The organism is Arthrobacter sp. 210 2 (assembly GCF_059093025.1).
Genome location: NZ_JBNHIE010000013.1, coordinates 1 through 12,334 on the forward strand (window position 1 = coordinate 1; position 12,334 = coordinate 12,334).

At 65.0% G+C, this 12,334-nt stretch carries 13 protein-coding genes; 9 read left to right on the forward strand and 4 right to left on the reverse strand.

Annotated elements, in window-relative coordinates; all coding sequences use genetic code 11:
• Positions 1-170 precede the first annotated feature (170 nt).
• Both recO and AC5RWA_RS19380 read left to right on the forward strand, forming a co-directional pair.
• Positions 171-923 carry a DNA repair protein RecO gene (gene recO / locus AC5RWA_RS19375; RefSeq protein ID WP_494058715.1) on the forward strand — a complete coding sequence of 251 codons (753 nt, stop codon included), beginning with the start codon at positions 171-173 and terminating at the stop codon, positions 921-923.
• Between the two features lie 2 nt (positions 924-925).
• A complete protein-coding gene (locus AC5RWA_RS19380; protein WP_494058716.1) occupies positions 926-1,771 on the forward strand; it encodes an isoprenyl transferase in 846 nt (281 codons plus the stop codon).
• A 25-nt stretch (positions 1,772-1,796) separates the two neighbouring features.
• On the opposite strand, the gene AC5RWA_RS19385 is transcribed toward AC5RWA_RS19380, so the two are convergent.
• Positions 1,797-2,828: an alpha/beta hydrolase gene (locus AC5RWA_RS19385; RefSeq protein WP_494058717.1), complete on the reverse strand. Its 1,032-nt coding sequence runs from the start codon at positions 2,826-2,828 to the stop codon at positions 1,797-1,799.
• Entirely contained in the window at positions 2,825-3,820 is a 996-nt protein-coding gene (locus AC5RWA_RS19390) for an alpha/beta hydrolase (RefSeq protein WP_494058718.1), read from the reverse strand. Before AC5RWA_RS19390 ends, AC5RWA_RS19385 begins: the two co-directional genes overlap by 4 nt.
• Positions 3,821-3,896: 76 nt before the next feature.
• Here AC5RWA_RS19390 and AC5RWA_RS19395 point away from each other — a divergent pair, with 76 nt between their 5' ends.
• Entirely contained in the window at positions 3,897-4,967 is a 1,071-nt protein-coding gene (locus tag AC5RWA_RS19395; protein WP_275726159.1) for a quinone-dependent dihydroorotate dehydrogenase, read from the forward strand.
• A 104-nt stretch (positions 4,968-5,071) separates the two neighbouring features.
• Here the strand turns inward: AC5RWA_RS19395 and AC5RWA_RS19400 are convergent, their stop codons facing one another.
• On the reverse strand, positions 5,072-5,674 hold the full coding sequence (locus AC5RWA_RS19400) for a DUF3043 domain-containing protein (protein ID WP_115525848.1): 603 nt from the start codon (positions 5,672-5,674) through the stop codon (positions 5,072-5,074).
• Between the two features lie 89 nt (positions 5,675-5,763).
• On the opposite strand from AC5RWA_RS19400, the gene AC5RWA_RS19405 reads away from it, so the two are divergent.
• The 5 genes from AC5RWA_RS19405 (at position 5,764) to AC5RWA_RS19425 (ending at position 10,966) form a co-directional block, all read left to right on the forward strand.
• Positions 5,764-7,221, forward strand: coding sequence for a dipeptidase (locus tag AC5RWA_RS19405; protein ID WP_494058719.1), 1,458 nt, complete (start codon positions 5,764-5,766; stop codon positions 7,219-7,221).
• Positions 7,222-7,384: 163 nt separating this feature from the next.
• Positions 7,385-7,771, forward strand: coding sequence for a HesB/IscA family protein (locus AC5RWA_RS19410; protein ID WP_079596164.1), 387 nt, complete (start codon positions 7,385-7,387; stop codon positions 7,769-7,771).
• 186 nt (positions 7,772-7,957) lie between these two features.
• Positions 7,958-8,830, forward strand: coding sequence for an aa3-type cytochrome oxidase subunit II (ctaC, locus tag AC5RWA_RS19415; protein ID WP_079596163.1), 873 nt, complete (start codon positions 7,958-7,960; stop codon positions 8,828-8,830).
• Between the two features lie 10 nt (positions 8,831-8,840).
• Positions 8,841-10,568: an aa3-type cytochrome oxidase subunit I gene (gene ctaD / locus AC5RWA_RS19420; RefSeq protein WP_079596162.1), complete on the forward strand. Its 1,728-nt coding sequence runs from the start codon at positions 8,841-8,843 to the stop codon at positions 10,566-10,568.
• A complete protein-coding gene (locus tag AC5RWA_RS19425) occupies positions 10,565-10,966 on the forward strand; it encodes a cytochrome c oxidase subunit 4 (protein WP_079596161.1) in 402 nt (133 codons plus the stop codon). The genes ctaD and AC5RWA_RS19425 overlap by 4 nt, the downstream gene beginning before the upstream one ends.
• A 100-nt stretch (positions 10,967-11,066) precedes the next feature.
• Here the strand turns inward: AC5RWA_RS19425 and AC5RWA_RS19430 are convergent, their stop codons facing one another.
• Entirely contained in the window at positions 11,067-11,360 is a 294-nt protein-coding gene (locus AC5RWA_RS19430) for an HPr family phosphocarrier protein (protein ID WP_476245083.1), read from the reverse strand.
• A 165-nt stretch (positions 11,361-11,525) separates the two neighbouring features.
• Here AC5RWA_RS19430 and AC5RWA_RS19435 point away from each other — a divergent pair, with 165 nt between their 5' ends.
• Positions 11,526-12,296, forward strand: a complete 771-nt coding sequence (locus tag AC5RWA_RS19435; protein WP_079596159.1) for a GntR family transcriptional regulator — start codon at positions 11,526-11,528, stop codon at positions 12,294-12,296.
• Positions 12,297-12,334: the final 38 nt, after the last annotated feature.

Sequence of the window (12,334 nt, forward strand, 5' to 3'; positions counted from 1 at the left end):
TCCTCTCCCCCCCCCCCCCCCCCCCCCCCCCCCCCCCCCCCCCCCCCCCCCCCCCCCCCCCCCCCCCCCCCCCCCCCCCCCCCCCCCCCCCCCCCCCCCCCCCCCCCCCCCCCCCCCCCCCCGCCAGTGTCCGGCAGCCGCACGCCCGGAGGGGATGGGAAGATAAAAGCGTGGCCCAACAGTCTTTCGCCTCCCGCGCGTACCGGGACGACGCCGTCGTGCTCCGCACCCATAAGCTGGGCGAGGCCGACCGCATCATCACGCTGCTGACCAAGCACCACGGCCAGGTCCGGGCGGTCGCCAAAGGCGTCCGCCGCACGAGCAGCCGGTTCGGTGCGCGGCTGGAACCCTTTATGGTCGCTGACCTTCAGCTGGTGTCCGGCCGCACCCTGGACATTGTCACCCAGGCCGTCGCCAAGGGGGCCTACGGGGGAAGCATCGCCGCTGACTACGGACGGTACACCGTGGCCGCGGCCATGACCGAGACCGCCGAGAAGCTCACAGACTCGGACGGCGAATCCGGCACTGCGCAGTACAACCTGCTGGTAGGTGCCCTGGCCGCCCTGAGCAGGAATGAGCACGCCGCAGGCCTCATCCTCGATTCCTACCTGCTGCGGGCGCTGGCCACCGGCGGCTGGGCGCCCAGTTTCACCGACTGTGCCCGCTGCGGGCAGCCGGGCCCGCATACCGCGTTCGCCGCTCCGCTCGGCGGCATGGTCTGCAGCGGATGCCGGCCTCCGGGATCGCCCGCGCCCGCACCTGAAACAGTGGTACTGCTGGCAGCCCTGCTCACGGGCGACTGGCCCACCGCGGACGGATCGCTGCCGGTCCACCGCAAGGAGGCGGCAGGCCTGGTGGCGGCCTACCTGCAATGGCACCTTGAACGAGTTCTCAAATCCCTCAAGCATGTGGAGCGTAGCTGACAGTGGCCCTGGGCAAAAAGACCAACACATCCCGCCGGCGCACCCACCCTGTGGTGGCCCCCTACCCGCATCCGTCCGGCGCCCTGGCGCCAACCATTCCGGCAGAGTTCATCCCGCGGCACGTGGCCATCGTTATGGACGGCAACGGCCGGTGGGCCAACCAGCGCGGACTGCCGCGGATCGAGGGACACAAAGCCGGCGAACCCGCGCTGCTGGACGTCATGGCAGGGGCCATCGAGCTCGGGATTGAGTACGTCAGCGTCTACGCCTTCTCCACCGAGAACTGGCGGCGGTCGCCCGAGGAAGTCCGCTTCCTCATGGGATTTAACAAGGATGTGCTGCGCCGCCAGCGGAACCAGCTCGACGAATGGGGAGTGCGCGTCCGCTGGTCCGGCCGCCGGCCCAGGCTCTGGGGATCAGTTATCCGCGAGCTGGAAGAGGCGGAGGAATTCACCGCCGGCAACAGCACCTGCACGCTGACCATGTGTGTAAACTACGGCGGCCGCGCGGAGATCACCGATGCCGTGTCCGCAATCGCTGCCGAGGTCGCAGCAGGGAGGATCAAGCCCGGGGCCATCACCGAGCGGACCATCCAGAAATATCTTGACGAGCCGGACCTTCCCGACGTGGACCTCTTCCTGCGCAGCTCGGGGGAACAGCGGCTGTCCAACTTCCTGCTGTGGCAGTCCGCGTATGCAGAGTTCGTGTTCATGGATACCCTGTGGCCTGACGTCGACCGGCGGACCCTGTGGGCTGCCGTTGAAGAGTACGCCCGGCGGGACCGCAGGTACGGCGGCGCCGTGGACGCGGCTGCGCCTGGCAACACTTCGGTCCAAAGCCAGGACTGAAATTTCCCTCTGGGAGGGGCGATCCTCACGCCGGGTAGCCTCTAAGCCATGCGGCCACATCCCGGCAGGCCTCCTCGCGCACGTTGCGACGGGAGAGGAACACGTCATGAATGGCGCCGGGGTAGCGGAAGACAGCTACCCGCCGGCCCAGACGCAGGGCCCGGTTGGCTGTTTCCTCCACGTTGATCACGGCGTCCGCTTCCATTAGTTCTGCCGACCAGTCAATCTGGACATGCGTCCGCTCTGAAAGCAGAACAAGCGAAGGAGCCCGGATGTGCAGGTGCCGCTCCACCGCAGCCTGCCCGGCCAGCACGGCCTTGGCCCAGCCTGCCCGTATGGGAAACGAAGCCCGGGGCCGCCACGTCGGGTCCAGGTGCCATTCGCCGTGAGCCTCATCGCTGACGCTTTGCCAGTAGCCGGGCATTTCGGGGAGCCAAAGCGGACGCCGGGGATCACTCCTGGACAGCGGATCCACAAGGTGCATGGCGATCGTACGGATAATGCTGCTGCCTTGCAGCTCCAGCCAAGGTGCGTTAAGGATCAACGTCCCCAGTGCTGTGGGGTTGCGGTCAGCCCACAGCGCGGCAATAAGCCCGCCGAGTGAATGCGCGAGCAGGTGCACCGTAGGCACTGCGTGCGGTCCTTGGACTTCCGCGAAGTCGGCCCTGATCGCCTGGATCGCTGCGGCCAGGTCCTCGTCATAGACGGCAAGGTCGTCCGTATAACCCGGGGTCTGCCACGGACGGAGGCTTCGCCCGAACTTCCGTAGATCCAATGCGTAAAACGGGAATCCGGCCGTGGTGAGGTATTCGGCTACTTCCGCCTGGAGGAAGTAGTCGGCCCAGCCATGAACATAGAGGACCACATTGACTGGTTCACGCCTTCCGGTTGTGGCGGAATCCCGGAGCCGTGGCACGACACAACGAACAAGGGTTGCAAGGACATCTCCCTCATCGTCGGGTGGGAGGGACAGCACGCGCTGCTGGAAGCGGGGACCAAGGAAATCTGCTGTCCAGACTCCTGGCCGGTCATCCTCATCGGGCTGCCTTTTACTCACGAACTGTCCCCGCTTCCAGAAGGAGAATCCTGTTCACCGTACGCCCGCAGCCAGCGTGCCAGGCGGGCATAGGCGTCGGCACGGACAGCGGCGGGGGAGAGGAACACGTCGTGCAGCGCGCCGTCGATCCGCTCCACGGTGACCGTGCGGCCAAGGGTGAGCGCCCGTGCGCCAATGACGTGCACATCAAGCACGGCGTCGGTCCGCCGCATCTCCTCCGACCAGAAAAGTCCGTTCGCACTTCCGCGGGACAGCAGGACCAGTATGGGCACCTCGATATCAAGGCCGCGGGCCACGCGGGCGTGGCCGGCCAGCACCGCGCTCAGCCACCCGGCCCGCACGGGAAAGGCCATGGGCGGGCGGTACCGTTCATCCAGGGCCCATTCCCCGTCAGCGGCGCTGCTGATGGTGCGCCAGTAGAAGCCCCGCTCCGGCAGCCGGAGCACAGCCTCGGGACGGAACCGGGCTACGGGTCCCACCATGCCGGAAGCCGCCAGCCGCACCAGGGTGCTCCCGTGCATCTCCAGCCATGGGCTGTTGAGGATCAGCTGTGACACCGCGTCCGGGTGTTTGCTGGCCCACAGGACCGCCACCAGTCCGCCGGTGGAATGACCCATCAGTGTCAATGGCCCTGGTCCGCCCTCTCCGCTGATAAGCCGGCACGCCACGTCAATTTCCGCGTCGTAGTCCGCGAGGTTTGCAACGTACCCGCCGGGGTCTTCAGGGCGCAGGCTCCGGCCGTGGTTGTGCATGTCCAGTGCATAGAAGTCATAGCCTGCGCCGGACCAGAAGCGCGCCAGGTCCACATTGAAGAAGTAGTCGCTCCAACCGTGCAGGAAAAGGACTGCCCTGCGGGCCTGCCGGGCCGAACCTGAGTGGTTCGCCGGGCGGAACCGGATCAGCGTCGCAGTCCGCTCCACGCCGTCGTCCCCGGCGGCCACAAAGGCGCGGGACTCGAACTCCTCACCCAGGATGTCCGGCTGCCACTCCATGGCTTCATGCTAATCCGGCAAAGCATTTGGTCTGTACCATTTTGGTCTGGGACGCCGGAGACGGAAGACTGGTGGCATGCGCGTTTATCCCACTTTCTTCAGGCTGGCCTTTTCATGGATGGACGCCGAGCGCGCCCACACAATCGGGTTCAAAGGCATCCGGTTTGCGCATGCCTCCGGCGCCGGGAAGGTCCTCCAGAAGCTCACAGCACCTGCGCCGTCCCTGCAGACCACCGCCTTCGGTGTCACCTTCCCGTCGCCGTTTGGCCTGGCTGCCGGCTTTGACAAGGAAGGGCACGGCATCGAGGCCCTCACGGAGCTGGGTTTCGGCCATGTGGAGGTAGGAACGATCACCGGTCAGGCCCAGCCCGGAAACGAAAAGCCGCGGCTCTTCCGCCTGGTTCAGGACCGTGCCGTCATCAACCGGATGGGATTCAACAACGACGGCGCCTACACGGTGGCACCCCGTCTAAAGGCTGCCCGGGCGGCGCTGCAGCGCAGGCACCGCGGGGTTCGCCCCGTGATCGGGGTCAATATCGGCAAGACCAAAGTGGTGGAGCTCGCCGACGCGGTGGACGACTACCTCGTCAGTGCCCGCAGCCTCGCCCCCGCCGCCGACTACCTGGTGGTCAACGTCAGTTCCCCGAACACTCCCGGCCTGCGGTTGCTGCAGGATGTGGAGACCCTGCGGCCCCTGCTCACCGCAGTAGGCGAAGAGGCTGACCGCGCAGCGGGGCGCCATGTGCCGCTGCTGGTGAAGATCGCGCCGGACCTGAGCGACGAGGATATCGACGACGTCGCGCGCCTCGCCCTGGACCTGAAGCTGGACGGCATCATCGCCACCAATACAACAATCGCCAGGGACGGCCTCACATCCCCGGCCGAGCAGGTGGAAAAGTGCGGCGCCGGCGGGCTCTCCGGAGCGCCCCTCAAGCAGCGGTCCCTGGACGTCCTGCGGCGCCTCAAGGAAGCAACCCGCGGCGAACTGACCCTCGTGGCCGTGGGCGGTGTGGAAACAGCACAGGATGTCCAGGAACGGCTCGACGCCGGGGCAACACTCGTCCAGGGCTACACGGCATTCCTCTATGAGGGACCATTCTGGGCAGCCCGGATCAACCGCCAGCTTGCGAAAAACCGCCGGTCCTGACCTGGCAGGAGCAGCGGGGTCCCGCGGCTCCTTAAACGACTAACCCCGGCGGCTCATACCGCCGGGGTTTGCTCATTGTTGTTGGTGTAGATGGACCCGACGGATCAGGCCGGGTACTGTCCGCGCTTGACCTGGGGCTTGGGCAGACGGAGCTTGCGGAACTGCAGCGAGCGCATGGAGCCGTACCACACAGTGCCGCGCTCCACCTCGCCGAACTTTTCGGTCAGCCGCTTGCGGAGTTTGCGGGACAGGATGAAGACGTCGATGAAGACGGCCAGGAACATCACCCAGAATCCGCCCAGGACATAAATCATCAGGTCGCTGGACGCCGGCACCACCAGCGACACCAGGACAAAAACGAGCGCGCCGAACATGAGGTACTCACCCAGGCTGAACCGGGCATCCACGAAGTCACGGGCGAAACGCTTCTGGGGGCCCTTGTCACGCAGGGGGAGGAATTTCTCGTCACCCGTGTCCAGTGCCTGGCGCATCTTTTGCCGCTGGTCCTGGATAGCCTGGCGCTCAGCCGCCTTGGACGCCTTGCGGTCCTCCGGCACCAGCGGACGCCTGCGGGCCGCCTCCTGCGCCCGGCGGGTGGGAGTCGGGGCGCCCTTGCCCGTCACGCCGCCTTGCCGCGCCGCCGCTTCCGCGGCCTGCTGGTCTACTGATTCCTGCGCCGAAGGCGCTTCCTTTTTACGTCCGAACACCACAACAGAATACCTTGCGGGCGGGCAGGGAATGCCTGTTGGGCGGCGCTTCCGCTGGAGGCGGATGTGACGGGAGTAATGTTTCCGCCATGACTTCATCGCCGACGGCCACCCCGCACAACTCCAGCGGCCCCACAATCCCGGGCCTTGACGAAAGCTCCTGGACGGAAGACCTCAGGAACTCCATTGACCGCTCCTTCGACAGCACGCTGAGCCGGCTCAAGGAGCTTGTTGCCATCCCGGGCATCGCCTGGCCCAGCTTCGACAGGGCGCCGCTGGAAAGGAGCGCGGAAGCCGTTGCGGAACTGCTCCGCAGTGCAGGCCTGGACGGGGTGCAGATCCTGGCGTCCAACAAAGCGGACGGCACCCCGGGCGGTCCCGCCGTCGTCGCCCGCCGCGCCGCCGCGGCAGGCAAACCCACCATCCTTTTGTACGCCCACCATGACGTCCAGCCCGCAGGGGACGAAACGCTGTGGGAATCGAAGCCCTTCACTGCAGTGGAAAAGGGCGGCAGGCTGTACGGCCGCGGCGCAGCGGACGACAAAGCCGGCATCATGGCACACGTGGCGGCCTACGCGGCTGTTTCCGAAGTCCTGGGGGATGAGCTTGGCCTGGGCGTCACTTTCTTCTTTGAAGGGGAGGAGGAAGCCGGTTCTCCCACTTTCCGCCCGTTCCTCGAAGCCAACCGCGAGCTGCTCCGCGCCGATGTTATTGTCGTTGCCGATTCCAGCAACTGGAAAGTGGGCATACCCGCGCTCACCACCAGCCTGCGCGGGCTTGTTGACGGGGTCATTGAGGTCCAGGTGCTGAAGCATGCCGTCCACTCCGGTATGTACGGCGGCCCCGTGCTGGACGCCCCCACCCTGCTTTCCCGCCTGATTGCCACCCTGCACGACCACGAGGGCAACGTCGCCATCGAAGGACTCGTGGCAACGGACAATGCCACAGTAGACCTGCCGGAGGCGGACTACCGCGCCGATGCGTCAGTGCTCGACGGCGTACGCCTGGCAGGGTCAGGCAGCATCGCCTCGCGCCTTTGGACCAAGCCGGCGCTGTCCATCATCGGGTTCGACGCCCCGGGCGTCGACGTCGCATCCAATACCCTCCTGCCCCGTGCGCGCGCCAAGTTCAGCCTCCGGCTGGCTCCGGGACAGGTCCCGTCGGAGGCCATGGAGGCAGTGCGCCGGCACGTGGAGGCCAACGCGCCCTTTGGCGCGAAGGTCATATTCACCCCGGGGGAGAGCGGCAACCCGTTCCAGACTGACACGTCCTCGGCGGCTGCCACCGTGGCCATGTGGGCGCTGGGTGAAGCGTGGGGCGTGCCGGCCGTGGAGACGGGGATCGGCGGTTCCATTCCGTTCATCGCCGACCTGCTGGAGCTCTATCCGCACGCACAGATCCTGGTCACGGGCGTGGAGGATCCGGATTCGCGCGCACACAGTGCCAATGAGTCCCTGCACCTTGGCGACTTCCGGAAGGCAATCCTGGCCGAAGCCCTGATGCTGGCCCGCCTCAACAGGGACGGGCTTCAGGGTTCCGGGGCCTGAAAATTACCGTCGGCGGGAACAACCGGTGGCCTTCGTTGGTTACGTGAGGAGTTAGAGCTACACGGCTGTCCGACGTAGCATGTAGCTATAGCCCATACCCAATCCGTAGGGGCTGGCACCGCCAAGGCGGAGCCGCCAGGACCCGTCCTAAGAAGGTAGGCCAATGAGCACCGCAACCAATGAGAACAGCACCGAAACCACCAGCGCTGCCGGCGAACTGCCGGTCCACGAGGTCAAGCTGACCGACGTCGCCGCAGGCAAGGTCCGCAGTCTTCTCGAGCAGGAGGGCCGGACGGATCTGCGCCTTCGGGTTGCCGTGCAGCCCGGCGGCTGCTCCGGACTGATCTACCAGCTCTACTTTGACGAGCGGCTCCTCGACGGGGACGCCGTCCGCGACTACGACGGCGTCGAAGTCGTGGTGGACAAGATGAGCGTCCCGTACCTCAGCGGCGCCAGCATCGACTTCGAAGACACCATCTCGAAGCAGGGTTTCACCATCGACAACCCGAACGCCGGCGGCTCCTGCGCCTGTGGAGATTCCTTCCACTAGGCCGGTTATTTCGCCCGATGCCGGCGCCGTGTCTCCTGCCATCAACATTGGCTTGGGGGCACGGCGCCGACATGTGGGCGAAACGCCCGGCGGAGCGGTAAGCTCTACACCGAGTAGTAAAACTTTTAGTGTGCCCGGGGCGCCGATGGCTGCCCGGACAACAGCAACAAGTAGGAAGGGCCGTCTGTGAGTTCGCAGAACCGAACCGGCAGCCGACGCAAAACGATCACAACGATCACAGGCTTGGCTATTGCCGGCGCGTTGGTTTTGACCGGATGTTCGCCAGAGGTAGAGAAAGGGTGGCTGCCCACTGAGCGTGGCACCACCAGCAACACCGACCGCATCATGGACCTCTGGGTCAACTCATGGATTGCCGCCCTGGTCGTGGGCATCATTACCTGGGGCCTGATCGTCTGGTGCCTGGTGGCCTACCGTCGCCGCAAGGGCACCGTCGGGTTCCCGCGGCAGACCAGCTTCAACCTGCCCCTGGAAGTCTTTTACCTGACCATCCCGCTGTTCATGGTCCTGGTGTTCTTCTACTTCACCGACCGCGACCAGCAGGCCATTGATGACCGCTCCCAGCCCGCCGACGTCGTTGTTGACGTCCGCGGCAAGCAGTGGGCCTGGGACTTCAACTACAAGGCCGGCGACGTCATCGAAGAAGACGTCCACGAGGCCGGCGTCCAGGCGCACCTCACCGGAAACACCATTGACAAGGAACAGCTCCCCACCCTGTACCTGCCGGTGAACAAGTCCGTTGACCTGGAACTGAACGCACGCGACGTCATCCACTCCTTCTGGGTTCCCGCCTTCCTTCAGAAGCGCGACATGATCCCGGGCAAGACCAACTACATCCGGTTTACCCCCACTAAAGAGGGCACCTACGACGGCAAGTGCGCCGAACTCTGCGGCGAGTACCACTCCGAAATGCTGTTCCGCGTCAAGGTGGTGTCGGAATCTGAATTCCAGGCCCACATGGACGGGCTGAAGGCAGCCGGCAACACGGGCCTCCTCGGTGTGGAGTACGACCGCAACCCGAACCTGAACGAAATTAAGTAAGGGGAGCGACGTGGCTACGTACACTCAATCCGCACCCACCGGAGTCCTGACGGCTCCCGTGGTTCCCAAATCCAAGGGACGCATCGTCGTCAACTGGATCACCTCCACCGACCACAAGACCATCGGGTACATGTACCTGATCGCATCCTTCGTGTTCTTCTGCCTCGGCGGCGTCATGGCGCTGCTGATCCGTGCCGAACTCTTTGAGCCCGGCATGCAGATCCTGCAGACCAAGGAGCAGTACAACCAGCTGTTCACCATGCACGGCACCGTTATGCTGCTCATGTTCGCAACCCCGCTGTTCGCCGGGTTCGCGAACGTGATCATGCCGCTGCAGATCGGCGCCCCGGACGTTGCCTTCCCGCGCCTGAACGCCCTGGCGTTCTGGTTCTTCCTGTTCGGCTCCAGCATCGCCGTCTCCGGCTTCATCACCCCGCAGGGTGCTGCCTCGTTCGGCTGGTTTGCCTACGCGCCGCTGTCCAACACCACCTTCAGCCCCGGCATCGGTGGCGACCTGTGGGTCTTCGGCCTGGCACTGTCCGGCTTCGGCACCATCCTTGGCGCGGTCAACTTCATCACCACGATCATCTGCATGCGCGCCCCCGGCATGACCATGTGGCGGATGCCGATCTTCACCTGGAACACCCTGGTCACGGCCATCCTGGTCCTCATGGCGTTCCCGCCGCTGGCCGCAGCCCTGTTCGCCCTTGGCGCGGACCGGCGCTTCGGTGCGCACATCTTCGACCCCGAAAACGGCGGCGCTGTCCTGTGGCAGCACCTGTTCTGGTTCTTCGGCCACCCCGAGGTGTACATCATCGCGTTGCCGTTCTTCGGCATCGTTTCCGAGATCTTCCCGGTCTTCAGCCGCAAGCCGATCTTCGGCTACAAGGGCCTGGTCTACGCGACCATCGCCATCGCAGCCCTGTCCGTGACGGTGTGGGCCCACCACATGTACGTCACCGGCTCCGTGCTGCTCCCGTTCTTCGCGTTCATGACCATGCTCATCGCGGTACCCACCGGCGTGAAGTTCTTCAACTGGATCGGCACCATGTGGCGCGGATCGCTGACCTTCGAGACTCCCATGCTGTGGAGCATCGGCTTCCTCATCACGTTCCTCTTCGGCGGCCTGACCGGCATCATCCTGGCCTCCCCGCCGCTGGACTTCCACGTGTCCGACTCCTACTTCGTGGTGGCCCACTTCCACTACGTGGTGTTCGGCACCGTGGTGTTCGCGATGTTCGCCGGGTTCTACTTCTGGTGGCCCAAGTGGACCGGCAAGATGCTCAACGAGCGTCTCGGCAAGATCCACTTCTGGCTCCTCTTCCTCGGCTTCCACGGCACGTTCCTCATCCAGCACTGGCTGGGTGTCGAAGGCATGCCCCGCCGGTACGCCGACTACCTCGTGGAGGACAACTTCACCTGGATGAACCAGTTCTCCACCGTGGCGTCCTTCGTCCTGGGTGCTTCACTGATCCCGTTCTTCTGGAACGTGTACATCACCTGGCGCAGCGCCGAAAAGGTGCAGGTGGACGATCCCTGGGGCTTCGGTGCCTCACTCGAGTGGGCCACGTCCTGCCCGCCGCCGCGCCACAACTTCACCTCCCTGCCCCGGATCCGTTCCGAGCGTCCCGCCCTGGACCTGCACCATCCTGAACTCCGCCAGGTCCACACCGTTGAATCCCCGGCTCCTGCAGCCCAGGCGCTGGGTAACGCCGACCAGAAGGACACCTCACAGTGAAAATCGAATCTTGGATCTTTGGAGCCGGAGTCTTCTTCTTTGTCCCGGTAGCACTGGTTTACGGTTTCCTGACCAACTGGGGCGAATGGGTAGGCATCCTGGGCATCCTGCTGGTGGGCGGCCTCGCCGGCATGATCGGCGGATACCTCGGCTTCACCGGCAAGCGCGTCGGTTTGCGTCCCGAGGACCGCAGCGACGCTGAAATCCACGAAGGCGCCGGCGAACAGGGTCACTTCAGCCCCTGGAGCTGGTGGCCGCTGGTACTTGGCCTCGCCTGCGCAGGCGGGTTCCTTGGCCTGGCTGTCGGCTTCTGGATCGTCTACATCGCGGCCGGTCTGGCTGTTGTAGCCCTCGTAGGCTGGGTCTACGAGTACAGCCGCGGAGACCACGCCCACTAGGCAGCACGTAGCAAACAACGACGTCGGGCCCCACCTTTGGTGGGGCCCGACGTCGTTGTTGTTTATGCCCGCTCTGTTTTTCTTTGAAGCCCAGTTCCGTCTACAGCGCGCCCTGCGACTCCAGGAGAACGGCAAGGCCCCGGAGGGCATCTTCCGCCTTTTCGCGGCTTACAGCCCCGTTCAGGGCGTTCTCGCTGATGCCCAGTTCCACCTCGCACCCGTGGTGGAAGTCAGCAGTCATCACGTGAAGCAACGACCGGGCATCCACGCCGTTGATACCGGCTTTGGCGATCGTCACAGGAAGCCCGGTGTCGGTGACGGCCCGGACAAAGATGGCTGCCGGCCGTGCGTGCAGGCCGACGGAGGCCGTGACCACGGCCTTGTGTGTTGGCAAAGGGGACTCCTTCGTCGTGACGGCCCCCATCCGTCGATAACAGAATTTCCTGACCAAATATAGCGGGCCTGCATTGTCCACTGCCAAAGACGGTATTAGCTGCACGGAGCTGGTCTAGACCTGCCCTACGATTGAAGGGGAAATTCGACGGCAGGGAGACAGACCATGGCGGTTGGCGCTAAGGGGATCAGGGGCGAGATTGACCGTGCCAGCGGCACGGCGATCTATGTCCAGCTGCGGGAGATCCTGCGGAGCTACATCGCTGAGTCCTGCCCGCCGGGTTCTGCGCTGCCCTCTGAACGGGATCTTGCGGAGCGGTTCGGACTTGCCAGGATGACCGTCCGCCAGGCGATTGACGCGCTGGTGGGTGAAGAGGTCATTGAACGGGTGGTGGGACTGGGCACCTTTGTCCGCCGGCCAAAACTGGACCTTCAGGTAAAGCTGACCTCCTACAGCGAGGAGATGCAGCGCCGTGGCATGGTCCCGGCAGCCAAAGTCCTCAGCTTCGAACAAATCGGCGCCAGCGCCTTCCTCGCGCGTGAATTGCAGCTGGACGAGGGGACGCCGCTGGTGCGCTTCCGCCGGCTGCTGCTTGCTGATGGTGAGCCCATGAGCGTTGATGAAAACTTCATTCCTGCCCACCGGGTGCCCGGACTCCTGGATGGTGAACCGCCGACGTCACTGTATAACGTCCTCAGCGAGCAATTCGGGCTGGTGATGGAGTGGGGCGAGGACATGATCGAGGCCACCGCTGCTTCGCCGTCCACGGCCCGGCTGCTAAATGTGGAGGTCGGGTCTCCGTTGCTGAAAATCCAGCGGCACGCCTTCGTTGCCCGGGCAATGGTGGACTATTCAGTGTCGTACTACCGGGCGGACAGGTACAAGCTGTGGGTTCCCCTGCAGCGTCCCGGAGCACGCCGGGCGAGGAACCACTAGACCTGGCGGGAATGCTGGCTGCCTGCCTGCGTCCGGCT

Coding starts and splice junctions, on each gene's coding strand:
- AC5RWA_RS19390 (WP_494058718.1), bottom strand. CDS start 3,820: ATGGAGTGGCAGCCGGACATCCTGGGTGAGGAGTTCGAGTCCCGCGCC.
- AC5RWA_RS19395 (WP_275726159.1), top strand. CDS start 3,897: ATGCGCGTTTATCCCACTTTCTTCAGGCTGGCCTTTTCATGGATGGAC.
- AC5RWA_RS19405 (WP_494058719.1), top strand. CDS start 5,764: ATGACTTCATCGCCGACGGCCACCCCGCACAACTCCAGCGGCCCCACA.
- AC5RWA_RS19410 (WP_079596164.1), top strand. CDS start 7,385: ATGAGCACCGCAACCAATGAGAACAGCACCGAAACCACCAGCGCTGCC.
- AC5RWA_RS19435 (WP_079596159.1), top strand. CDS start 11,526: ATGGCGGTTGGCGCTAAGGGGATCAGGGGCGAGATTGACCGTGCCAGC.